Annotated in this window: 23 protein-coding genes and 1 tRNA gene; 9 read left to right on the top strand and 15 right to left on the bottom strand. The window is 63.6% G+C overall.

The annotated features are described in order from the left end of the window. Nucleotides 1–349 precede the first annotated feature (349 nt). The 3 genes from V5735_RS01545 to V5735_RS01535 all read right to left on the bottom strand — a co-directional run bounded on the left by V5735_RS01545 (nucleotide 350) and on the right by V5735_RS01535 (nucleotide 4,706). Nucleotides 350–886 carry a hypothetical protein gene (locus V5735_RS01545; protein WP_423744754.1) on the bottom strand — a complete coding sequence of 179 codons (537 nt, stop codon included), beginning with the start codon at nucleotides 884–886 and terminating at the stop codon, nucleotides 350–352. Between the two features lie 4 nt (nucleotides 887–890). Further along, nucleotides 891–4,190 (bottom strand): hypothetical protein, encoded by a 3,300-nt coding sequence (locus V5735_RS01540; RefSeq protein WP_423744753.1) that lies wholly within the window; start codon nucleotides 4,188–4,190, stop codon nucleotides 891–893. Nucleotides 4,191–4,634: 444 nt separating this feature from the next. Next, nucleotides 4,635–4,706 (bottom strand) — tRNA-Ala (locus V5735_RS01535). Between the two features lie 924 nt (nucleotides 4,707–5,630). Between V5735_RS01535 and V5735_RS01530 the strand changes: the two genes are divergently transcribed. From V5735_RS01530 to V5735_RS01515, 4 genes are read left to right on the top strand one after another with little or no spacing between them, the layout of a single operon-like run. Continuing rightward, nucleotides 5,631–6,095 carry a 30S ribosomal protein S15 gene (locus V5735_RS01530; RefSeq protein WP_423744752.1) on the top strand — a complete coding sequence of 155 codons (465 nt, stop codon included), beginning with the start codon at nucleotides 5,631–5,633 and terminating at the stop codon, nucleotides 6,093–6,095. Continuing rightward, nucleotides 6,096–7,259 (top strand): exonuclease RecJ, encoded by a 1,164-nt coding sequence (locus tag V5735_RS01525; RefSeq protein WP_423744751.1) that lies wholly within the window; start codon nucleotides 6,096–6,098, stop codon nucleotides 7,257–7,259. It begins immediately after the preceding gene. Then, nucleotides 7,256–7,495 carry a KEOPS complex subunit Pcc1 gene (locus V5735_RS01520; protein ID WP_423744750.1) on the top strand — a complete coding sequence of 80 codons (240 nt, stop codon included), beginning with the start codon at nucleotides 7,256–7,258 and terminating at the stop codon, nucleotides 7,493–7,495. Before V5735_RS01525 ends, V5735_RS01520 begins: the two co-directional genes overlap by 4 nt. After that, nucleotides 7,488–8,123, top strand: a complete 636-nt coding sequence (locus V5735_RS01515) for a 30S ribosomal protein S3ae (protein ID WP_007980256.1) — start codon at nucleotides 7,488–7,490, stop codon at nucleotides 8,121–8,123. Before V5735_RS01520 ends, V5735_RS01515 begins: the two co-directional genes overlap by 8 nt. A gap of 84 nt (nucleotides 8,124–8,207) precedes the next feature. Here the strand turns inward: V5735_RS01515 and V5735_RS01510 are convergent, their stop codons facing one another. The 3 genes from V5735_RS01510 to V5735_RS01500 form a co-directional block, all read right to left on the bottom strand. Next, on the bottom strand, nucleotides 8,208–8,642 hold the full coding sequence (locus tag V5735_RS01510; RefSeq protein WP_423744749.1) for a cupredoxin domain-containing protein: 435 nt from the start codon (nucleotides 8,640–8,642) through the stop codon (nucleotides 8,208–8,210). A 124-nt stretch (nucleotides 8,643–8,766) separates the two neighbouring features. Beyond that, nucleotides 8,767–9,192, bottom strand: coding sequence for an adenylyltransferase/cytidyltransferase family protein (locus tag V5735_RS01505; RefSeq protein WP_423744748.1), 426 nt, complete (start codon nucleotides 9,190–9,192; stop codon nucleotides 8,767–8,769). Then, the gene (locus tag V5735_RS01500; RefSeq protein ID WP_007980262.1) at nucleotides 9,189–9,677 is read right to left on the bottom strand and encodes a Mov34/MPN/PAD-1 family protein; all 489 of its coding nucleotides are present in this window, start codon (nucleotides 9,675–9,677) and stop codon (nucleotides 9,189–9,191) included. The genes V5735_RS01505 and V5735_RS01500 overlap by 4 nt, the downstream gene beginning before the upstream one ends. A 153-nt stretch (nucleotides 9,678–9,830) precedes the next feature. Here V5735_RS01500 and V5735_RS01495 point away from each other — a divergent pair, with 153 nt between their 5' ends. After that, a complete protein-coding gene (locus V5735_RS01495) occupies nucleotides 9,831–11,741 on the top strand; it encodes a DHH family phosphoesterase (protein ID WP_423744747.1) in 1,911 nt (636 codons plus the stop codon). 13 nt (nucleotides 11,742–11,754) lie between these two features. Here V5735_RS01495 and V5735_RS01490 read toward each other — a convergent pair whose 3' ends face one another. Next, entirely contained in the window at nucleotides 11,755–13,446 is a 1,692-nt protein-coding gene (locus tag V5735_RS01490; RefSeq protein ID WP_423744746.1) for a phospholipase D-like domain-containing protein, read from the bottom strand. Between the two features lie 76 nt (nucleotides 13,447–13,522). Between V5735_RS01490 and V5735_RS01485 the strand changes: the two genes are divergently transcribed. Continuing rightward, nucleotides 13,523–13,768, top strand: coding sequence for a hypothetical protein (locus V5735_RS01485; RefSeq protein WP_073096504.1), 246 nt, complete (start codon nucleotides 13,523–13,525; stop codon nucleotides 13,766–13,768). On the opposite strand, the gene V5735_RS01480 is transcribed toward V5735_RS01485, so the two are convergent. From V5735_RS01480 to cofD, 7 genes are all read right to left on the bottom strand, one after another. Then, complete coding sequence (locus V5735_RS01480; protein ID WP_423744745.1) at nucleotides 13,762–13,887, bottom strand: hypothetical protein; 126 nt, start codon at nucleotides 13,885–13,887, stop codon at nucleotides 13,762–13,764. The two genes, V5735_RS01485 and V5735_RS01480, sit on opposite strands and share 7 nt — an antisense overlap. Before the next feature lie 107 nt (nucleotides 13,888–13,994). Further along, nucleotides 13,995–15,245, bottom strand: coding sequence for a HEAT repeat domain-containing protein (locus V5735_RS01475; RefSeq protein WP_423744744.1), 1,251 nt, complete (start codon nucleotides 15,243–15,245; stop codon nucleotides 13,995–13,997). A gap of 57 nt (nucleotides 15,246–15,302) precedes the next feature. Next, on the bottom strand, nucleotides 15,303–16,025 hold the full coding sequence (locus tag V5735_RS01470) for a protein sorting system archaetidylserine synthase (RefSeq protein ID WP_423744743.1): 723 nt from the start codon (nucleotides 16,023–16,025) through the stop codon (nucleotides 15,303–15,305). Between the two features lie 94 nt (nucleotides 16,026–16,119). Next, nucleotides 16,120–16,704: a DUF447 domain-containing protein gene (locus V5735_RS01465; protein WP_423744742.1), complete on the bottom strand. Its 585-nt coding sequence runs from the start codon at nucleotides 16,702–16,704 to the stop codon at nucleotides 16,120–16,122. After that, a complete protein-coding gene (locus V5735_RS01460) occupies nucleotides 16,701–17,537 on the bottom strand; it encodes a triphosphoribosyl-dephospho-CoA synthase (RefSeq protein ID WP_423744741.1) in 837 nt (278 codons plus the stop codon). The genes V5735_RS01465 and V5735_RS01460 overlap by 4 nt, the downstream gene beginning before the upstream one ends. Next, nucleotides 17,534–18,277: a tRNA-dihydrouridine synthase gene (locus V5735_RS01455; protein ID WP_423744740.1), complete on the bottom strand. Its 744-nt coding sequence runs from the start codon at nucleotides 18,275–18,277 to the stop codon at nucleotides 17,534–17,536. Before V5735_RS01455 ends, V5735_RS01460 begins: the two co-directional genes overlap by 4 nt. Next, entirely contained in the window at nucleotides 18,277–19,269 is a 993-nt protein-coding gene (gene cofD, locus V5735_RS01450; RefSeq protein ID WP_423744739.1) for a 2-phospho-L-lactate transferase, read from the bottom strand. Before cofD ends, V5735_RS01455 begins: the two co-directional genes overlap by 1 nt. Nucleotides 19,270–19,345: 76 nt before the next feature. Between cofD and V5735_RS01445 the strand changes: the two genes are divergently transcribed. From V5735_RS01445 to V5735_RS01435, 3 genes are all read left to right on the top strand, one after another. Continuing rightward, nucleotides 19,346–20,590 carry an HD domain-containing protein gene (locus tag V5735_RS01445; protein ID WP_423744738.1) on the top strand — a complete coding sequence of 415 codons (1,245 nt, stop codon included), beginning with the start codon at nucleotides 19,346–19,348 and terminating at the stop codon, nucleotides 20,588–20,590. 69 nt (nucleotides 20,591–20,659) lie between these two features. Further along, on the top strand, nucleotides 20,660–21,673 hold the full coding sequence (locus tag V5735_RS01440) for an amidohydrolase family protein (RefSeq protein ID WP_423744737.1): 1,014 nt from the start codon (nucleotides 20,660–20,662) through the stop codon (nucleotides 21,671–21,673). Nucleotides 21,674–21,865: 192 nt separating this feature from the next. Next, entirely contained in the window at nucleotides 21,866–22,351 is a 486-nt protein-coding gene (locus V5735_RS01435) for a universal stress protein (protein WP_423744736.1), read from the top strand. Nucleotides 22,352–22,389: 38 nt separating this feature from the next. Here V5735_RS01435 and V5735_RS01430 read toward each other — a convergent pair whose 3' ends face one another. Then, nucleotides 22,390–23,361: a biotin--[acetyl-CoA-carboxylase] ligase gene (locus tag V5735_RS01430; protein WP_423744735.1), complete on the bottom strand. Its 972-nt coding sequence runs from the start codon at nucleotides 23,359–23,361 to the stop codon at nucleotides 22,390–22,392. Nucleotides 23,362–23,437: the final 76 nt, after the last annotated feature.

The following is a 23,437-nucleotide window of genomic DNA, read 5'->3' as shown; positions in this document are numbered from 1 at the left end:
GATTCCGAGCACTCGCCGGAGTGCGTCGTCGTAGGTATCGCCCGGTTGCTTTTCGTAAAACAATGCGTCGCGGGTTGATTCTTTGACTCGCAGGGTCGTGATGTTCTTGCTGGTGCTCATGGTTAGTATTGTATGCTAACGTCAGCAAGCCCCGATGTCGCCCGCACCCGTGGCTGTTCAACTGAATAGACGACAACTCAAGAAAAATCGCAGACTCTCCCACGGATAACAACTCGATTCCGCCTATCACTAACCAAAACCGGCCATCACCAGGCGAAGGGGCTCGCGTTACTTGATTTACCACCGCCAGTATATTAAGTCTATTGCATATGCAGAAGATACGCCAAAGTTATTCTCCGTGCTTCACGGCGAGATGGACAGCGAGGGCGAGGTAATCGAGGTCGTCGCCCGTCGACCAGGGATTGTCGGAAGTGTGGTCACCGATAGCGTCAATCGCACCCTCTCCGAACTTCTGATTGAACGCTACACTCCCGTCATTCTCACGAAGACGGTCACCGACGTTTTCGAGGCAGTCCTTGAGCAGATCCTTGCTACGCACTCGTGAGTCATCGAACGACCCGAACGGGAGGCCACAGTCTTCGCAGTAGGTTGCTGACCCGTGGCTGTCTCCGCGTACTGGAACGGGCTCACGTTGACCACCGTCCGCGAGAGAGGTTGTATCCGTCGTGATATCGGTCACACTCTGCCGGAGGTTGTGCCGAAGGTAGTCGTCACGGTACTCGTCGTACTCTGGATGACGGTGACGGGTCCGATTGAAGCACTTTGGACAGACTCCCCACTCTTCGAGCAACTCGTCGATGAATTCACGAGCGTCGTGGTGACTACGGATGTCTCTCGCAGATGGGGAAGGCGAACCTGATTTCATCAGGTTACACCCCCCGATTCGGCGGTCCACCACTACCCGCATCTGTCCGACTTTCTTGGTCGGACGTCACACCTGTCGGTGTCGGGGTGGGTTTTACTCTGTCTTCGGCTAAGTTGCGGAAGTCCCACGTATAGGTAGTAGTACGTGCCACTTCCGCAACTTCGCCCTTCGTGAGGTCGTCAAGCTCGACAGATACTAAGTCGACATCACCATGTTCATTCACCCGATGGAGCCCATCATCCGTCCACCGAACCCGCCGGGCGTCTTCGTGGTCCTGCTCTCTGCGAAGATACCCTTGTTCATGGAGCCGATCGAGATGAGTGAGCACTTGCCGCCGACTGATACTGACAGCATCGTGCGCGACGATATCTTGGGTCGTCCAATCGTCGATGTCCCGGGTTGCTGCAAGCACGGACCGCATTCCGTCGCTCCACGTGGTGACGACACGCCCTTCTCCGGCAAACGGGACCCACGCGGGGAGCGTATTCGTGTGCACGTAGACGACAGCACCGTTTCCGTCACGCCCGAAGCGCATGGCTGCCTGTAGCGTATCGTGGTCGCGCATGTGGGAGAGGATTTTGTCACCGAAAGCACCGTAAGTCAGGCCTTCACCTTTCTCACCGCCGCGTTCAACAGTTCTGTTGGCGTACGCGCCCCATTTCTTGATGTAGTCGTCGCCGTAGTGATTTGAACCGATGACAGCCCCGAGACGTGTTTCCTTGAACTCGTTACTGCCAAGGACATTGCCGTAGTGCTTGGTCCCGTTAGTGTAGTCTTCGAGGATTCCTGCAGCGTCGTATTCGTCCTCCGCAGTTGAGGTCGTAATCACTGCGGGTCGGTCACCGTGCTGCTCGGTGATTTCTTGGAGAAGTGCGGCGTCCTGTTCGACATTAACGTGATCTGCCGAGTTGTAGGGCTTCACTGCATCCGTCGTCCGAACAAGGTTTAGATTCAATGCGTTTTTGAGATAGTCGCCGCGTTCACACTCCGCAAGCACGGCTCGACGGTTCAGGCGCGTTCCGAGTGCCAGTTCCCACATGTCGAGCGTCGGAGTGCCGTCAAGAGCGACAACACCGCTGGCGTACTCCATTGCGGGTGGTCGTTGGATGTACACCGCACCAGTCTCCCGGTTCCGCGTTCCAATTCCAGCGTCGCCGAGGTCGGCACGTTCCCATCCGTTTCCAAGGTCGTCTGCTCCCAGAATCGTGAGTACGGCAAGCGGGGCCGCAGCGTGTGCCTTCGGGTCGTCGAAGACGTGACTCTCGTCCGTTTCGATCTCGTCGGTCAGCCACGTGAGCGCGTCCGCACGTCGCTGCTGGTCGCCACGATTCTCGATGAGGTCAGTGTAGTCGTCGTACGGGATGGCGTCGTGCTGATCGAGCCAGTAAGATACTGCTCCCTGCAACTTGCTGGTGAGGCGAGTTTCGTACGCTTCGCCGGGGAACTCGTCGAACACGACAGTACGGCCACTCGTTACCTTCGCCTTGTGTGCGTGGCTGTAGTGGCCGATCAGGACGTCATAGTCGCTCGGGTCGAACTCCCACTTTGCAGCGTACGGGCACGTGTGTCCCTCATGCTCTTGGCATGGGAGAGGGTGCCCCAAGACGTATTCGGCACTCTTGTGAATCTCACGAGGCGTCGCACCGCGTGCGTACCAATCTCGGACCGTTTCGGCCCATTCCACACCGTGCTTTCCGTTCGCCGTCTCGCAGTCGTGGGTGAAACTGGGGAGGGTGTAGTGAGTCAGTCCGAACTCGTCGCACCACTCACGGAACTGCTCGTACTGTTCCTTCCGCCCACGACCGGTGAGGATGGTCACCGTTGTATCGGACTGTGCGGCAGCCTTTACGCTGCCGTAGGACTTCCCCATCGTCGGCAGGGCTTCGATGAGCACCTGGTCGTGTCGGTTGTACGCGTCCGTGATTGCATCGGTCGTCCGCTCTCGGGCGTCCCCAATGCTCAAAGATCGTTGCGGCTCGCGGGCCGCATGCTTCCAGTCCCAGCCACTCGTGGTAGTCGTCAGACTATCGGCGTCGGGGAGAACCGGAACGGGTTCGGTATCATCAGTCGGTGATTCGTACTTGGGGATATCGAAGCCGAGTTTCCTGAGATGGTCGATACCCTTCCACCATGTTTCTCCCGCAACACGCGGGGTTGCACTCTCGGGACGGATCTCACCACAGTCAATGAGTGCCATAACGACAGGGCCACCGTAGCCACCGCCACCGGTGTCCTGCCAAATCTCGCTGTCGACGACGTTTGCTGTTCCGTTCGCGTTGGTCCCCCACGTTGGGACGAATGCGCGCTTCCCGTCGCTCGTAGACGCACTATCGTTCCAGCGATGTACGATCGTTCGTGCAGCCACCCGTTGAGCATCAAGGTGGTCAAGTGCTGAAAAGACGTCACGAATGTCGTCGGTCGTTTCATCGCTGCTCGTCGTATTCGGTGTGTATGTCTTGGCATCAAACTCCGAATGTTCAACAGCTGGATTTGGCGTCTCGGATCTCTCTTCAGGAAGCTGGTCGTACTCCTTGAGGATGCCGTGAAGTGCGTCAATATCACACTCACGCACCTCAAGTGGAGTGCCGGGGACGTGCTTTCCGGTATCCACACACACGTGTTTCCCGGCATAGATCTCGATTTCCGGGAGATCATCGTTCGCACCCCAACAATCGTCGTCTATCGGGAACGTTGCTTGTTTAACCCCTTCGGGGAGTTTACCGCGGTAATCCGCGTGGACACCGCTCTCGGAGACACTGATGTCCGCGTACGTGAGGCCGAGTTCATTGAGAACTCGAACGAATTCGGGATGGACCTCTCCCGTTTCGGGACAGCGAACATCGTCGCCGTCGACGAACATGAACGGGTCGTCCTCGCGTTGGATGAACACCCGCCCGGCAAGTCTCGGGTCGTCTTCTCCAAGAGCGACTGTTTCACCGTCAACATAGTTGTCGGTGATTCCCCACTTCCATCGGGCGTCTTCGTCGGAAGCGGCTTCGGGATGATCCCGATTTGCCCATGGTGCAAACGGTTGTTTTCCCGTTTTCCCAGCGCGACCCATCCACTGCGTGCGCTCCAGACGGTCTGGAGAGTAGACGTCTGTCTCGGGGGCGGTGAAATCAGCGTCCGCCCATACACCGTGTGATTCATCTCCAGTTTCATGCTTTTCTTCTCTCTCGTCGTCGCTGTCGCCTGACGACTCGAGGTCGTTGAGACAGGATGAGCAGATTACAGCACTTCCAAAAATTTCGTGTGCTGGACCGCTACAGAGGAAACACTTCTCCCCCTCTATTTCCGAGGGCATCAGTAGCTCCCCCCTTGCCGGTGTCTGCTTACATGAGCGAAACGCTGAACTCGCTCGACGTTATCGTCAGACACGCCCGTCATCTTCGAATGTCGGGCGTCAGCGCTTCGGAGGCCGCCACTGGTACATGATTGTTGTCGGTGGCCTCTCGAAGTCCACGAAATCATGGCCGACACCTCCCGCTCTTCAGTGCCGGACAATGCTTTGGTGATTCGTCGATAACACAGCCGCAGTACTCACAGATGGGCTTGTGGTACTCGGCGAGACTCACGCCGACCACCTCTGTTCCCTCACAGAATCGCCAGCAGGCGCTCCCCTGCGCTTGCAATTCTGTTGAACTCCCTTCCGTGAGGGAGTATTCTTTAGCCCAAAAGTGGCAAATCCGTCCGCCTCAAAGGTCCTACCTTGCGGTCTGGAACCCTTGATATGACGGAGAATTGGTAGTGGACTCGCCGGGATTTGAACCCGGGGCCTCTCCCATGCCAAGGGAGTGATCTACCACTGATCTACGAGCCCGCGTCTGCATTCACTTCTTCCGTGCGACCATTGATAAACCTCTCGAAATCGCCCCACCCCCGACGCGGAGTACCACACCACTCTCCTCGTGTCCCTGACTCCGGTTTTACGTCGGGCATGACTACGATATCGACCTCGAAAGCCTCCGTCCGCTCGTCACGTGTTGTTTATACTGAAACGGTGATTGGCGTCCGTGAGAAGCAGTTTCCGAAAGAGCACGCTCTTTCGTGCTCTCGCTCGCTCCGCTCACGAGAACTTCGCTGTGATGCTCATCCCTCGCACACTTTCTCGGGACGACGCGGCCGACAGCTGGCCGCGTCGTCCCGCCAGCGCGCGCCATGAGACAGGGACGGGTACACGATACTGACCAGCCGCGCGGCGCGTGCGCCAGCAGGCCCGAGGGCACACCGTCCGAGGGTCTGCTGAGTATCATGCGAGGGATGAGTACCGGAGGCCGACGGCCGAGGAACGCAATCGGTTGGGGAGGGTGTGGCTGATGCGGTGCTGTGCTGGGTGGGATTGAAAGGGGCCGCCCGGTCGCGTTCATCGTGGTTGTCTCAGCGACCCCTCTCGGCGTGCGGTTTGCGCCGAGATGTCGCTGAGCAACCGCGAGCGGGTGGGGGCTTTCGAAGACACCATCCCGGTAGTTGTGATTCGACCATTCCCGATGACGACACGTAGCGAGGGCGTTCGAGGACTTCAGCCCTGCAGTCGCCGTCCCGGCACGCTCCGCCGAAACCGGCTCGAATGGAAACCCTTTAACCCGCGAGAGCGGAACGCGTCTGTAGGGAACGGCACAGCCGCAAATCCGACTCGTCGTGAGATTTCACGACTCTGGGATTGCGGACGTGCAACGTGACTCATGTCACGACTGGCGGAACCCACCGCCAGCACAGCGGCTCGTGCAGTTCCTATCCTCAAACAATGGCACGAATGCACACACGACGTCGCGGGTCGTCCGGTTCGGACCGCCCCGTGACCGACGAACCACCGGAGTGGAGCGATGTAGATGCTGACGACGTGGAAGACCGCGTCGTCGAACTCGCGGAGGACGGCTACAGCCCGAGCGAAATCGGGCAGAAGCTCCGCGACGAGGGCGTGACCGGCACGCCGATCCCGAACGTGAAGCTCGCAACGGGCAAGAAAGTGACCGAAATTCTCGAAGAAAACGACGCAGCGAACGAGCTGCCGGAAGATCTCGAGAGTCTGATGGTTCGCGCCGTGCGCCTCCGTGAGCACGTCAACGAGAACGGTCAGGACAAGCAGAACAAACGCGCGCTGCAGAACACCGAGTCGAAGGTTCGCCGCCTGGTCAACTACTACCGCGGCGACAAGATCGACGAGGACTTCACGTACTCCTACGACAACGCGAAAGAACTCCTCGAATAGATGTCCACGTCCGGTCGAACCGCAGCCGAGGATGCCCGAACCGCGAGCGACATCGCCGCGACGCTCCGCGACGCCGACTTCGTTCGGATCGTCGCGCACGCCGACGGCGACGCGCTCGCATCGAGCGGCCTCCTCGCCCGCGCCTGCACGACAGTCGGGATTCCGTTTCAAGTGAGTGCTACCACCTTGCCCACCCGACGAGTCGAGTCCCGTGACGACGAGTGCGTCGTGGCGGTCGGCGCGACGGGCGGCGACGTGGCACTCGCCACACGCCCGACGAGCGCCCTCGCGTTCGATATCGCTGCCGAACTCGGCGGAACCCCCGACCCGGTACTGGCCCTCGCCGGTGCCGTGGCGGCGGGTATCTCGCCGGGTGCGGGCGATACCGCGCGACTGCTCGATGCGGCGGACGGCCGACTGACGCGGCGTCCCGGCGTTTCGACGCCGACGGACGACCTCGCGGACGGACTGGCCCATTCGACCCTCTTTCACGCCGGATTCTCCGGCGACGCGGAGGCGGTGCAAGCCGACCTCGCGGAACTCGGCCTGCCGGTCGAACTGGACGACGACGCCCATCGACGCGTCGCCTCGGTCGTCGCGTTCTCGGTCACCGGACCGGCGGACGCGACGCCGCGAGCGGGCGAAACCGTCGAACGGGCGCTTCGTCCGTACGAACTCGATGACGACCACCCGTTTGCGACGCTCGGCGGCTACGCCGACGTGCTCGATGCGGTGTCCCGGGAACAACCCGGAACCGGCATCGCGCTCGCACTGGGTCACGACGCACGTGCGCCCGCGCTCGACGCGTGGCGGACGCACGCGACGGCGGCCCACGCGGTGCTCCGCGAGGCGACGACGGGCCGGTACGACGGCCTGTTCGTCGCCCGGATGGACGACGCACCCGTTGCGACGGCGGCGCGACTCCTCGGCGATTTCAGGTCGCCGGAACCGGTCGCGCTGGTCGTCACCGACGACGAGGCCGCGGCGGTCGCCGTCGGCGACCCGGGGGAGGATGCTGATTCGGACGGCACCGACCTCGGGGACGCCATGCGGCGGGCCGGGTCGCGGCTCGACGGCCACGGAACCGGAAGCAGACCGCGGGGATACGCACGGTTCGACGCGGACGCGAAGGAGTTCCTTTCGGCGTTCCGGGAGGCGCTATGAGACGAGCGACGATTCGAACGGAGCTGGAGGACGCAGAACGCATCGCGGCGGCAGTCGTGCCGGACAACACGCCCGAAATCGAAACGCGGGTGGAGGACGGCGCGATACTGACGACCATCGAACGCGCGACGTCCGGCGGACTCCAGACGACCATCGACGATTACGTCGTGAACCTCTCGGTGGCAACACAGGTAGTACAGACGGCAAACCAACACACAAACACGAACTATGAGTGAACGATCAGTCTCGAAGAAATCACAGGAAAAGCGGTGGTACACCGTTCTCGCTCCCGAGCAGTTCGACCGAGAGGAGCTTGGAACGACCCCCGCAGACGAACCGGAGAAGGTGCTCGGTCGCACCATCGAAACAACGCTCGGCGAACTGACGAACAACGCCAGCGAAAACAACACGAAGTTGGTCTTCAAGATCAACGACGTGGGTAGCGACGCGGCGTACACGGAGTTCGTCCGCCACGAACTCACCCGCGACTACCTCCGCAGTCTCGTTCGACGCGGCGCCTCGAAGGTCGAGGCGTACGTCACGGTGCTGACCTCGGACGACTACCGCGTCCAGATTCAGCCCGTCGCCTTCACGACGAAGAAGGCGGACCACAGTCAGGAGATGGCCATCCGCCGCACGATGATCGACATCGTGCAGGACGCCGCGAAGGACCACACCTTCCAGGACCTCATCGACAGCGTCGTCGAGGGTCGCCTCTCCAGCGCGATTTACGGCGACGCGAAGACGATTTATCCGCTTCGCCGCGTCGAAATCCAGAAAGCGACGCTGGAAGCCCACCCCGAAGAGGTCGCCGAGGAAGAGGAGACCTCCGTGGACGTGGACGAAGAAGAAGCCGAAGTCTAAGCGACGCTTCGCGTTTCGTTTTTTATCCGACCCAAAAACCGAGGGCAGTTACTTCGCGGTCAATCGAGGGTGGTTACTTCGCAGTCACTTCTCTTTGACGACGATGGTCCCGGACATGCCCGCTTTCTCGTGTGGAATGCAGAAGTAGGCGTAGTTTCCGGGTATCGTGAACGTGTGCTCGAACGTCGTCCCTTGGTCCACCGCACCCTTGCCGTCCATCCACGCGTCGCGGGCGGTCTGCTCGTCGTCGTAGCCTCCGGAGGCGAAGTACTCGGCGTCCTCCGGGATGCCGCCCTCGTAAGCGGTGACGGTGTGGCGTCGCATTCCCGTGTTCTTCCAGACGACGGTCGTTCCGGCTTCCACCTCGAACGTCTCCGGGTGGAACGCCATCGCGCTCATCCCGATGTCGAAGTCGCCGTCCGAACCGGACCCGGACCCCATGTTCATCACGTTCGAACACCCTGCCAAGGTGGCGGATGTCGCGCCGACGACCCCGGCCAAAAACGCTCGGCGGTTCATGCTTTACGCTCTGATTTCCCGTCGTATATGTCTCTCGAAACGTGATTCAACGGGGCACGTCGCGAACGGCACCGACCGGTATCGACCAGCACAGAACGGCATCGAACGACGGTCGGGTCCGAATTCAGCAGCGCTCCTCGCAGATTCGGTCGATGATTCGACCGGTCGAGAGCAGTTCGTCGTCGTCGGGGTCCAACGGCGAAGCGCGCCGAACGACGCACTCGATTCCGCGTCGGTAGAGTTCGGCCTCGATGGCCGCGTCGTCGTGATGCTGGTCGTAGCCCAACACGATGATATCCGGGTCGAGGTCTTCGATGGGGGAAAAGATGTCCTCGGGGTGGCCGACGAGCGCGTCGTCCACGACGCCGAGCGCTGCTATCATATCCCGCCGTTGCCTGTTCGGCAGAATCGGCGGTTTCTTGTGCGTTACGTTCTCCCGGCGCGCGATGATGACCGATAGTCGGTCGCCCATCCCCGCGGCGTCGCGGAGGTAGTGGACGTGGCCGGGGTGAAGGATGTCGAAAGTTCCCTGTGCGAGTACGTGTGTCACTTATCTCTCAGCTCCTCGTCGATGTCCGCCTGCGTGAAGTCGAAGAACGATTCCGCCTCGGGCAGTTCCACGTCGAGCACGTCGAGTCGCTGTGGCTCCCCGTGCCGGTCGAACGCCTGCCAGCTGTTTCGCTCGTAGGGCGCGCCGATGATGATGTGGACCGCTCCTTTCTGGAACGTCCCCAAATCCGTATCGCTCGGCCTGAGGACGCCGTTCGGGTGCGAGTGCACCGACCCGACCGCCCGGATGTCGTTGGGGATGGTGCTCGTCTTCACCGTCGCGCTGACGCTGTTCGATTCGGTGCCAGGCATGACGAGTACGTCGGTGATGACGAGGCCGTCGCGGTCGAGGCCGAGTTTCCTCGCCTCCTCACCGCGGAGATAGCCCATGTACTCGTTCGGATGGGCATCGCGGGAGGCTTCGAGCGCGAACGTCAGTGCGCCCTCCGCGATGCCGAGAATTTCGTTCGACCGGAACAGCCGCATGTGCTACACTCCGTCCGCCCGCGTTCTAAACGTTGCGAAGGGAGCGGGTCATCGCTGACGGGGCGAATCGTCGTGAACGACCGTGGTGGAATCGGTTCGCGGGCGGAGCAGTTGCAAAGCGTTAAAAATAGTGCGGCCGAAAGAACGCACAAGATGAATCCCGCTGAAGACGGTCCCGATGGTGGGCCGGATACTCCCGTCGTCTACGAACTGGCGGCGGACTGTACTCTCTCCGATGCGTCTGAGGGCGAGCTGTATCACGCTGTCGTCAACGGTGTCGTCGACTACGGCGTGTTCGTCGACCTCTCCGACTCGGTTTCCGGTCTCGTTCACGAATCGAATCTCTCTACGTCGTACGACGTCGGCGACGAACTCGTCGTCGAACTAGTCGAAGTACGCGACAACGGCGACCTGAGTTTCACGCCGGTCGATATCGACGACCCCGAAACCGTCGCCGTCGCCCACGAGTACGAGGTCGCCGAGACGGGCAAACTCGGCGAACAGGTCGGTGACACCGTCCACCTCGAAGGCGAAGTCGTTCAGATAAAACAGACGGGCGGCCCGACTATCTTCCACGTCAGCGACCACACGGGTGTCGTCCCCTGTGCCGCGTTCGAGGAGGCTGGCGTCCGTGCACACCCTGAAATCGAGATTGAGGACCTCGTCCACCTCGTCGGCGTCGTCGAAGAACGCGACGGTGCGCTACAGGTCGAAGTCGCGTCTCTCACCGCGTTGGAGGGCGAGGAAGAGGACGTCGTTCGCGACCGAATCGAGACGGCGCTCGACGAGCGAGCGGAACCCCACGACGTGGAGCCGCTCATCGAGTGGCCCGCGCTCGAACAACTGTTCCCCGACCTCGAGGAAATCGCAAAACAGCTCCGCCGCACGGTGCTCGAAAGCCGACCGATTCGCGTTCGGCACCACGCCGACGGTGACGGTATGTGTGCGAGCCTCCCGGTCGAACTCGCGCTGCGCCGCTTCATCGAGGAGACTCACCAAGCGCCCGAGGCCAAGCGTCACCTGTTCAAGCGCCTGCCGAGCAAGGCACCGTTCTACGAGATGGAGGACGTTACCCGCGACCTGAACTTCGCGCTCGAAGACCAGGCTCGTCACGGCCAGAAACTCCCGCTCCTGCTCATGCTCGACAACGGGAGCACGGAGGAGGACGTCCCGGCGTACGCCAACCTCGCACACTACGACATCCCGATTCTCGTGGTCGACCACCACCACCCCGACCCCGAGGCGGTGGACCCCTATATCGACGGCCACGTCAACCCGTACCTCTACGACGAGGACTACCGCATCACGACGGGGATGATGTGCGTCGAACTCGCGCGCATGATTTGGCCCGACATCACGGACGAACTCCGCCACGTTCCTGCGGTCGCAGGAATCTCCGACCGCTCCAAGGCCGACGCGATGACGGAGTACGTCGAACTCGCCGAATCGGAAGGCTACGACGAGGAGTTCCTCTCGGACATGGGCGAAGCGCTCGATTACGGCGCATTCTGGCTGAAGTACGACCCCGGACGCAACCTCATCAACGACGTGCTCAACGTCGGTTGTGACGACGAGGAACGCCACCGCGAACTCGTTTCGTTCCTCTCCAACCGCGCCGAGGAGGACACCGAACAGCAACTCGACGCCGCGATGCCCCACGTCAAACACGAACGGTTGGCGAGCGAGGCACACCTCTACCGCGTGGACGTCGAAAATCACGCCTACCGGTTCACCTACCCGCCGCCAGGAAAGACGACCGGTGAAATCCACGACCGCAAGGTCAAGGAGACGGGCGAACCCGTCATCACCATCGGCTACGGCCCGGATTTCGCCGTCCTCCGAAGCGACGGCGTGCGCCTCGACATCCCCGAGATGGTCACGGAACTCAACGAGGAGGTCGTCGGCGGCGGCGTCAGCGGCGGCGGCCACCTCGTCGTCGGGAGTATCAAGTTCGTCAAGGGCATGCGCGAGCAGGTGCTCGACGCACTCGTCGAAAAGATGGCCGACGCGGAACTCGACGAGGACCTGCAGAGCACGACAGTCGGACACCAGCAAGACGACTGAATTGCCCGCTGGCTTAGCGTTCTGACTCGAATCGCACCTCCCGTTTTGCGATCCATACCGCGCCAGCGACGCCGACCGCGACGAACGCGGCGAGACCCACCGGGAACGTCTTTTCGCCACCTCCCCAGTCGGCCGTGAACACGTATTCGTAGTACGAACCGGCCGCGTCCCCGTGGAGAACGACCGCGACTTCCCGGTTCTCGCGGGCCGAATGGTTGTTCCAGTTCAGACTGCCGACGACGACGTGTCGTCCGTCCACGACGACCCCCTTGGCGTGAATCTTCTCGTAGCCGTCCGGGTCGGCGAGTTTCGCGTGCAGGGGGAGTCCCTCGTCGTCCGCCCGTTCGTTCAACCAGTCGGCGACTCGCCGGTTGTCGTCGCGGACGTACCACGCGCTGCTGAGGAGGATTTTGACTTCGACGCCGCGACGGGCGGCGGCGAGCGTCGCGCGGACGAACGGTTGGTCGATGCCGCCAGCAGTCATCTGCTGCACGTAAATCGACTCGTTCGCCGACCGAAGGAGCGAGAGGACGCCCGATTCGGCGTTGTCGGGCGCGACGAGCACGCTCACGGAATCGACGGGGACGCGCTTCGAACGAAACCGCGTCGGGTAGCTTCCGTTCGCGGGCGAGGCGGGGGTGAAGGACCGCCCGGCCCTGAACTTCGACCACGAAACCGTGTCGTTCCACGACGTGTCGGCGGCGAACACCTCCCGGAGGTCGGTCGCGGCGTCGCCACCGACGACGACGCCCCACCCGCGACTGGCGTGGCCGCCGACCCCCGCCGGTTTCCAGTTCTCGGTCAACACGACGGCCTCGTCGTCCGCGACGGCGTACTTCGCGTGATGGAAGTCGTACCGCCCCAGTTTTCCGCCGATGACTTCGACGGTGACGCCGTGAGCGGCGAGGTCGTCGAGCACGGTCGCCTCCCGCGTCGAGAGGCCGCCGACCGGCGCGTCATCGACGACGACGTGAACGTCCACGCCCCGGTCGGCCGCCGCGATGAGAACGTCCGCGATGCGACGGGAGGTGAACGAGTATCCGGCCACTAGGATTCGATGACTCGCATTCCGGAGGACGTGCGCGGGGACCTTCGGATCGTCCGGGAGCACGAACGCGCGGACGCTCGTGGCGTCGGCGCGAGCGATTGACAGGTTCGTTGCGCCCAAGGGACGCCACTTCTCCGTCTTCGGTCGCCAGCACTCCCCGTCCGGGGCATCGGCGTAGCTGGCCACGTCCACGCGCTGGGCAACTGTTCCGTTTCGCCACAACGTGATAGTTTCACCCGAGTTCGCGAGCGAGAGGTTCGAGAGCGGAAGGGTACGAAACGAGGTGAGGGACGCGGTACGGTTCGGGGCCGTGGAGAACGCGATACGCCCCGAGACGGTCCGGTCCGGGAGGTCTGCGGTCGCTTCGCCGTCCGAAATCGCCCATCTCGAGAGGTTCGTTCGGTTCGGGAAAGCTACGAGGACGAACTCCCCCGCATCGTCCATCGCCACCGGATTCGGGTACACGGCGACGATTCTCGGCGTGCGATTCGTCGAGGATGACGCGGAGGCCGAGACGGACACCGAGGAGGGAGTCGATACCGAGACAGGAGTCGATACCGAGAGGGAAGTTACCCCCGTTCCCGACCCTATCCCGGACGCCGATACCGGGGAGACGGCGATCACCAAGAGGAGCGCGAACGCGACTTTGGCAGACACGGAGCGAAGTGGTTCCGTCTTCCAATATAAACGCTCGGAGCGGTGGATTTTTGTCCGCTACCTTCGCCCACTCTGTATGGTCGACGTTCCGATTATACTCGAACTGGCGGGATATGCGTTAGGTGCTCTCGGTGCAGTTCTCGTCTTCTTCGAGTTCTTTCAGGTACCGAACTACATCGAGTATGACCCTGATTACAACGACTACACCCTCGACATCTCGCCGATGGAGGTCAGACAGTACACGTGGATCGGTCGCGTCGGTGCGTTCTGTCTCGCGCTCGCGTTCGCGCTCGAATTCTTCGCGACGTTCCTCGCTCAGTGAGCGGGGTGAACGATATCCTCACAGGACGGACATTCGGCGAACCGTTCCGACCCATCCTCGGTGTCGTACTCGATGAGAAGATAGCCTCTGGTGATACTGTTTCCGCAGTTCGGACACATACCGAGACGGGAAGATTCGGTCGCCATGAACCTCTCTTCGGAAAAAGGGAGTCGGGGGCCTTCGTTATTGACCGATTATACAGCGGTAAGGAGTGCTTACTGGCCGATTACAGCGCCTTTTCCGCTTCGCTCTGGACGAGGTACGCGCGGTCGTCGGAGTAGCCGCGCACCGCGTCGAGCGCGCTTTCGGTGCCGATTTGGTTCAGCGCCCACGCGGCGCTCGCGCGAACGGAGTCGGAGTCGTCGTTTTCGAGCGTGTCCGAAAGGGGCTCGATGGCGCGCGTGTCGCCGATGCGACCGAGTGCGCGTGCGGCGTAGCTTCGAACGTCCGCATCGTCGGCGACGAGTTGGTCCGCAACCTCTTGGGTCACTTCGTCGCTGCCGATTTCGCCGAGCGCCTTGATGACCGTCTTCGCCATTCCGGGGTCGGCGTCGACGTAATCGACGATGGTGTCGATGGCGTCCTCGCTGCCGGTCTTGCCGAGGATACTGATGGCGTCCTTGTCGCGCCGCTGGGCGCGCTGGAGCATGGGTTCAACGGCGTCCTCGTTGCCCATCCGTTCGAGCGCTTCGAGACAGTGGCGTTCCATGAAGTTCGACTGGAGGGAATCAAGCGCGAGGAGCACCATGTCGGCTCGGTTGCGTTTCTCCCAGACCTTGAGTGCGCCCCACTCCGGCGGGTAGTCCTTGCGGTGGTCGAGCACGTCGTAGTACCCTTCGGCTTCGAGTTGCTCGCGGGTGGACAGGTCGCTCCACTCCTCGGCGTCGTCGATACCCGACTGGAGTTCCTCGGTCGCTTCGACGAGCGTTTCGATGGTGTCCGCGTCCTCGTCCGGGTCGAGGTCCGCGTCACCGACGGCGGTCGCCGCGGTTTCGAGGATTTCGGCGAGGTCGTCCGCGTTGCGCGAGAGCGTCACGCTGAAATCCGTCCCGAGCGCGTCCTGTACCGTCTCGGCGAAGGATTCGACGACGGTGACGAGTTCTTCACTCCCGTCGTCGGTCCAGCGGGTGTCCGTGATGGTCGCGGCGGCGTCTTCCACGTCGCTGATAACGTCTTCCGCGTACGGCCCGCGCTGGTCTTCGAGTTCGTCGCGGAGGTCCGAGAGGCGCGTCTCCAGTTCCTCTCGCGGGTCCTCCGCGTCCTCGTCGTCCTCGTCCGGTTCCGGGAGGTCAGCGCTTTCGAGCAGCCCCTCGATTTTGTCGAGTTGCGCCTCGACGACGTCGAGTTCGGCCTCCGTTTCGGCGTCTTCGAGTTCGGCTTCCGCGCTTTCGAGTTGCTCCTCTACGGTCTCCGCACTGACGAGTTCCGTCTCTTCGGCCTCGGAGTCCTGCGTCTCCTCGGCGTCTTCGTCGCTCATGCGTCCACCCCCGGCTGTGCCGTTGCTCTCATATGCGAAAAATTCGGACCGTAGCCGTCAAGAGCGTTTCCCTTCTGTCGTCTTCGTCGAGGGGGTCTTCCCCTCAGTCTCGCGCCAGTAGAATCCAGGCGCGAGGACGAGATATGCCAGCGCGAGCGTCAACAGGGCGTACGGAAACGCCCGTCCCTTAAAACCGGGAACGAGGATGGTGAGCGAGTGGACGACGCCCATGATGAGCGCGTCGCGGGCCAACAGGTCGGGATAGGTTATCGTCGAGACCATCAGTCCCGCGAGGACGAACGTGAGCGCGACGACCACGGTGGGGTCGGTGAAGCCAGCGAGGACGCCCGCGGCGAGGATGACGGACGCGAGCGTCGTCGGAATCCCCTCGGTCACGTCGTCGTCGGTGTCGTAGGCGGTGTACAGCCCGAGCCTGACGATGGCCATGGCGACGAACAGCGCACCGCCGAGCGTCGCAATCGCCACGCGAAGCGGGTCGAACCCCCACGTCTGTCGCACGACGGCGACGACCAGCATCGCCGGTGCGACCGAGAACGAAGCCACATCGGCCAGCGAATCGAGATACGGCCCGGCCGCGGAACTGCCGACGTGGCGGGCGAGCACCCCGTCGAGTCCGTCCGCGACGGCCGCGAGCAGGACGAGGCGCGCGGCCAGCCTCGGGTTCGCGGTGGCGACCGAAACCGCCAGAAAGCCGAGCGCGGCGTTCGATACCGTCACCGCGTCGGCGAGCGAAAGCCGACCCACGAACCGGGGTTTCATACTCGGCGGGTAGTGCGAGCGTGGGTGATACCTCTTTTGAAATCACCCCGACCCATCGGCGGACGGAGGGGTCGAAATCGCCGACGAACGTGCCTCACCACTCGACGAATTCCCGAATCCGGTCGAACGCGACTCGTTCGCGCTCGCCGCCGCACGTCCGCGCGACCTCCTCGAAGTAGTCCAACCGTGCGCGGAGGTCCGCGTCATCGAACCCGTCCACTCCCAGCCGGGACGCCGCTACCGTCGCCTCCACGACCGCCGCGAAACCGCGGTCCGTCAGCGGCACCCGCCGTTCCCGAACCGCCGACTCGACCGGCGTCAGCTCCCACTCCTCCCAGCTCGTGCCGTCGGTTTCACCCGAACCGACCCGTTCGGCCTCCACTTCGACCCACGCGTCCGCGGAATCGAGGACCGACTCTTCGTCCTCCCGAATCGAGAGCGCGGCCTCCGCGAAATCCACGGGGTCGCGGGTGAACTGGACGACGCCGCCGCCCCGTCGGTGGAAGTTCCGCCGAGTTCGGGTGTTTCCCCACGTTCGGACCGTCACTGGGTCGTTACGGTCGTCATCGTCGGCATGGAGGCCGAGCGCGGCCGCGTTCCACAACCCGTTCGGTCCGAGCGTCGTGACGACGGATTCGGTCACGCCGCGCAGTTCGACCGGCCAGTCGGCGTCGGTCACGGCGAGACGCCCCGTTCCAACGCGACGAACAGGCCACCGGCCACGATGTCGGCGGTCGTGCCGGGGTTGATTCCCTCCTCGACCAACGAGTCGGCGAACGCCGTGACGAGTTCCGGGTTCCCCTCGCGCGCCTCCTGAAGCGCTTCCTGTGCCCGGACGAGGACGCTCTCGGCGACCTTCTTCCCGTGGCGTTTCGCCACGAAGGTGTCCGGTTCGTGGGCGAGGAATTCGAGGTACACCTGCGCCGCGCGGGCGGAGATGCCGCCGTCCAGTTCGGCGATTCGCTCGCTCGCTTGGAACGTGCGCGGGAACCCGTTCGTCCACTCGCGGGCAACGCCGTCCTTGTCGGCGCTCAGTTCCATCACGTCGTAAAGCGTGGTGTCGGCCTCCCTGAGGGCCGGAACCGCGCTGCTTCCGCGTCGAACGTCGAACTCGTCCATCCCCTCGGGCGGGTCCGAGACGGCCACGTCGACGTGTTCGAACGCACGATAGAATCCCTCGGCGTCCTCGACCGTCGTCGCCTCCACGACCTCCGTCACCCTCTCGGGGGACAACTCGTCGGCTTTCACCAGCGGAACCAACAACAGCAACGCGCCGAACTGGGTGTTGCCACCCTCTTGGTGACTCATGCCCTCGACGGCTTGCTCGAACGCCTCGCCGACCGGTTTCCCTTCCTCGGCGGCCCTGAGTCCCGTCCCGGACCCGATGGCCCCGGCGAGGAAGTGCTCGAAGCGCAAGTCGGGGAAGTCCCGGTCGCGATCCACGTTTCCGGGTTTCGGCGTCCCGGCGACCTCCAGCAACAGCGCCAGTTGGGCGTGTTCTGCGGGCGTCATACCGCCACCTCCGCGAACCACTCGTCGGTCGTGCGACAGACCCGAGAGAGCACCTCGGGTTTGTCGCTCGCTCGCCCGACGCTCACCGCGTCCGCGCCGTGGTCGAGGTACTCGACGACCGTTTTCCCGTCGCGGACGCCGTTGTTCGCCACGAGGAAGCAGTCGGTGGCGTCCGCGACGTCCGCCACGACGTGTTCCGAATCCATCGCGTCGATGTGAACGACATCCGCGCCCGCGTCCGCGGCCCGCCGTGCGACCCGCGGAAGGTTCACGCCGGGAACTTCGGTTCGAACCTTGACGCTCACCGTGGCCCCCGTTTCGGTCGCCGCGCGAACCTGTTGGCAGAGGCGGTCCGCGTCTCGGAGAAGTGATTGTCCGGCACCGACCGCGCACATTTCTTCCTGTCGGCAGTGGGCGTTGAGTTCCAGTATCGCGCCGTGACGCTCGCACACGTCCCCGACGGCGCGAATCGGCGGAAGGGTGGCGGAGCGGACGTTGATGCCGGGGCGAACCGGCACGTCCGCGAGCGCGGCGAGTTGCTCGTCCACGAACGAAACGGGGTCGTCCGGCAGGAACTCGTTTCGCTCGCGCGACACCAACTGCCTCGCCGCTTTCCGCGTCTCGTCGTCCAACGCGATGCCGCCCAGGAACGCCGCGCCGACGTGTTTCGACGCGGTGCGCGCCCAGTCCGCGTCGGACTCCCCGCTGAGGCTGGCGAGCGCGACCCGTGGCTCGAACATCAGGCCACCTCCAGCGCGTCGCTCACCGTGCGGGCGACGCGCGCCGCGTCCGCCGCGTCGTCCATCTTCGTGTCCGTTCGAACCGTCGGGCGGTCGAGCGTCGTTCCGTCGTCGTCGTCCAGGACGAAGGCATCGACGAACGGGTACGACTCCGCCACGCCCGCCGTGCTCGGTTGGTAGCCGACCGCCTCCATCAGTTTCGCCGCGGGTCCGGAGAAGGCGCGGTCCTCGACGAACGGCGACACCGCGACCACGGTGGTCGATTCGAGCGCGTCGCGGATGGCGTCGATGGCGAGCATCGGCCCGATGCTCGTCACCGGATTCGACGGTCCGATGACGACGGGGCCGTCCGTCAGCGCGTCGAGGGCGGCGGGCGACGGCCGGGCCTCGCTCGCGCCGCGGAACTCCACGTCCGTGACCGCCGGTTCGCCGCCGCGTGCGACCCAGAACTCCTGAAAGTGCATCTCCCCGTCGGGCGTGTGGATGATGCTCGCAACGGGGTCGTCGCTCATCGGAACGACGTCCGTCGGCGAATCGAAGGCGTCGGCCAGAATCCGCGTCGTCTCGGTGAGCGTCTTCCCCTCGTCCAGCAACCCCGTCCGGGTGACGTGTACCGCCCGGTCGCGGTCGCCGAGGAGCATGAACTCCGCGACGCCGGAGAATCGCCGCCAACGAGAGATGTCCCGTCCGCTCGTCTGCCGGTCGTCCGGGAGGTATCGCGGTCCTCCGTCGAGTCCTGCCGACTCGGCGAGGCGATGGAGTTCGTCGTGCGTCGCCGTCGTGTCGTCGGCGATTCCCCACCACAGTTCGCGGTCGAGGACGTCCCCTTGCTGGAACAACACCGTGTCGATGTCGGGACAGACGAGGAGGCCGCCGAGTTCGACGTCGTCCCCCGTGTTGCCGACGACGGTCGTCTCGGCGCGCGAAACGACCGACGCGGAACCCTCCAACAGTTTGGGGGTGCCCGTCCCCCCTGAGAGAAACGTGACCATGGTTCGGATTCCTTCGAGAGAGGGCATAAAGCCTCGTCCTTCGGTTTTTATACCATGACGGACCAACGGTCACGTAATGAAGACTATCAAGGACAGCGTTCACGACCACATCGAGGTCGTCGGCGTTGCGAACGACCTCCTCGATACGCACGCGGTCCAGCGATTGCGACATATCACGCAACTCGGAACGGCCCGTCTCGTCTACCCCTCTGCAAACCATACCCGATTCGAGCACAGCCTCGGCGTGTACCATCTGGCCCGCGAAGCCCTCACCAACCTCGGTATCGAAGGCGTGCAGGCCGAACGCGTCCGTGCGGCCGCCCTCCTCCACGATATCGGCCATTCGCCGTACAGTCACACCATCGAGGAACTCATTCACCGCCGGACGGGCAAATACCACGACGACGTTCACGACCTCCTCGCGGACACCGAGGTCGGCGATATCCTCCGCGACCACGACTTGGACCCGGACACCATCGCCGGACTCATCGCGGGCGAGGGAGAACTCGGGCAGGTCGTCTCCGGCGAACTCGACGTGGACCGGATGGACTACCTCGTCCGGGACGCCCACCACACCGGGGTTCCCTACGGCACCATCGACCACGAGCGACTGACGCACGAACTGACGTTCTTCGACGGCAAACTCGTCCTCGCGGAGGGGAACGTCCAGACCGCAGAGAGCCTTCTCGTCGCGCGTGCACTGATGAACCCGACGGTGTACAACCACCACGTCACGCGAATCAGCAAGTCGATGCTCCAGCGGGCCAGCGAACGACTGCTCGGTTCGCCCGACATCGACGCCGAGCAGTTGCGACGGATGGACGACCACGACCTGCTCGTCGCCCTCCGAACGAACCCGGAAACCGCCGAACTCGCGCGACGGCTGTCGGACCGCGACCTCTACAAACGCGCCGTCTGGGCGGAGATGGTGGACGTTTCGGACGACATCATCGACGCGGACCACGAGACCATCCGGGAGTACGAAGACGACATCGCGGCGGACGCGGGCGTCGATTCGGAGCACGTCACGCTCGACGTTCCGAGCCGTCCGAAGATGACCGAATCGTCGTCGCGGGTCGTCGTCAACGGCGAGATTCGGCCGCTCGCAAAGCAATCGACGCTGGTACGGGCGCTCCAGCAGGTCCAACGCGACCAATGGCGACTCGGCGTGTACACCCCGGCGGAGACGACGGAGGCGGTCGGGCACGCGGCCGAGCGCGTCCTCGGGTTGGAGACCGACGGCGCGCTCGTCAGCGACATCCGGACAGGCGTCCGGACGACGTTGACCGATTTCGAGGCGGACGAAGGGGAAGAGGAGTGACCGAACGCAGAAATCGACGGATTTGGACGGGACGAGGCGTTTAAGTCCGACAATTGATAATCGCCATCTATGTTCGTGGAGGGAACCATCCTATCCGGGCCGAACTTCGACCCCGTGGAAGGTCGCGTCGTCGTCGAGGATGGTACGATAACCGCAATCGAAGAGGAGTCCGTTTCGTCGTCGAACATCGTCTGTCCGGCGTTCGTCAACGCACACACCCACATCGGAGACTCCATCGCGAAGGAGGCCGGTGCGGGGCTATCGTTGGAAGAACTCGTCGCGCCGCCGGACGGTCTCAAACACCGACTTCTCCGGGAGACGTCGCGTGCGAAGAAGGTCGAAGCGATGCGACGGTCGTTGGAGTTCATGCAATCGACGGGTACCGCCTCGTTTCTCGAATTCCGCGAGGGCGGCGTCGAGGGCGTCTTCGCCCTCCGCGAGGCCGTCGAGAGCTTGGACATCGATCCGTTCATCCTCGGCCGGGAGACGGTCGATGCGATGGAAGCGGCGGACGGATTCGGCGCGAGCGGTGCCAACGACGCCGACTTCGGGCGTGAACGGACGGCGACGAAACGGGCAGGGAAGACGTTCGGAATCCACGCGGGCGAGGCCGACCCGAGCGACATCAACCCGGCGCTCGACCTCTCGCCGGATTTTCTCGTTCACGTCGTCCACCCCGAGCCGATTCACCTCGACCGAATCGAAGACAGCGAGATTCCCATCGCGGTCTGTCCGCGCTCGAACCTCGTGACCGGGGTCGGTATGCCCCCGATTCGGGACCTTCTCGAACGGACGACGGTCGCGCTCGGGACGGACAACGTGATGTTGAACAGTCCGTCGATGTTCCGCGAGATGGAGTTCACGGCGAAGTTGACGGACGTCTCCCCTCGCGAAGTGCTCCGGATGGCGACGCGAAACGGGGCGCGCATCGCGGGGCTGAACCGCGGCGTCATCGAACCCGGACGCGACGCGAAACTGCTCGTCCTCGACGGCGACTCGGACAACCTCGCCGGAAACCGCGACGTGGTTCGTTCGGTGGTCCGTCGGGCGGGTGCGAGCGACGTAACCGACGTGGTGCTGTAGGTCGGTATCCCATCGGCGTCCGTCACGTTACCGCTGTTCGCCGCCTCACCGTCTCACTGACGGCCGACCCGCCGCCGTGGTCGCGCCGGGCTTCGGGAACGTGCCTCCCGCGACCGATGCCGTTTCGGTTCGAAGGAACTTCTCACCAAATGAGTTAAGACAACCCACACCGTGGCATTCGGTAACACTTCCATGTACGACCGAATTCTCGTCCCGACCGACGGTTCGGAGGAGACGACGTGCGTCATCGCACACGCCGCCGAACTGGCCGAGGCGCACGGCGCGGAACTGCACGCGATATACGTCATCAACTCCTCGACGTTCGCCAGCCTCCCCATGGAGTCGTCGTGGGAGGGCGTCTCCGACATGCTCGAAGAGGAGGGCAAATCGGCGCTCGAAGACGCCCGCCGCGTCGCGGAGGAGTACGACGTTTCGCTGACGACCCACCTGCTCGAGGGGCCGCCGAACAGGGAGATAGTCCGCTACGCCGAATTGGACGGATTCGACCTCATCGTGATGGGAACGCACGGACGCGGCGGCATCGACCGCCTCCTGCTCGGTAGCGTGGCCGAGCGCGTCGTCCGCGCTTCGACCGTCCCCGTCCTCACGGTCCGCGTCGGCGGCGAGGACGACGGACCGGACGTCTCGGCGACCGGCAAAGCACACGGCAGTAGCTGAACGCCGTCAGTTCCAACCTCCGACACTTTCGTCGGTCGTCAGTTCGCCGGGCGAAGGTGGTCGCAATCGCCCGCGTGAACGCGGACGTCTCCATCTTCAGTCTCGACGACCAGCGCGCCCGGCGTGACGATATCGACCGCTGTTCCAACCACGTCCCCGTCCGGCGTTTCGACCCGTACCCGCTGGCCCAGCGTCGCCGACAGTTCGCGCCACGCCGGAAGGACGGCATCCACGTCCGTTCGGAGCGCGTCGAACTCCTCTAACACTTGTTGGACGAACACCCGTCGGTTCACGCTCCCGACGACTTCCTGCACGCTCGTCGCGCCCTCCGGGAGGTCGTCGGCCGGGATGTTGACGTTGATTCCGGGGCCGACGATGACCCACGAGACGCGATTCGCCTCGCCTTCCATCTCGGTGAGGATGCCACAGAGCTTCTCTCCGCCTCTCGCTCCGGCGGCGGTGCCTTGCTCCGACTGGCCCTCGTTCGATTCGCTCACGAGGACGTCGTTCGGCCACTTTATCTCCGCCGGGACGCCTGCCTCCCGCGCCGCTCGCGCCACCGCGACGGCGGCGGCGAGCGTCAGGAGCGGCGCGTGCGCTGGCGGGATGTCCGGGCGGAGCACGAGACTCAACCAGACGCCGCCGGACGGACCGACCCACGCTCGTTCGAGACGTCCCCGGCCGCCGACCTGCTCGTCCGCCAGTACGACGACATCTTCGGCACCCTCCTCGGCCAGTTTCCGCGCTCGGTCGTTCGTGCTCCCGATGGAGTCGTGGTATTCGATGGAAAACGGGGCGTCGAGTCCGTACTCGACCGATGGACCGAACTCGGGGACGTCATCGAGGAAGTAGCCACCGCTCGTGCTCTCGATTTCGAACCCGGCGGTACGGAGCGCCTCGACGTGTTTCCAAATCGCGTTCCGCGAGATGCCGAGGCTGTCCGCGAGTTCCGGCCCGGAAATCGGCCCGTCCGCGAGCGCGTCCAAGACGGCCCGCCGTGTCTCGTTCATACGATTCGGTACGAACCCGTTCGACAAGAATCGTCCCGTTTGGTCGCGGCGTCCGTCACCACCAGTTCCATCCGCT

This window comes from Haladaptatus sp. SPP-AMP-3, from assembly GCF_049568665.1.
Classification (GTDB): Archaea; Halobacteriota; Halobacteria; order Halobacteriales; family Haladaptataceae; genus Haladaptatus; species Haladaptatus paucihalophilus.
The sequence above is the reverse complement of the archived record's forward strand: the minus strand, read 5'-3'. Positions and strand labels throughout refer to the sequence as shown.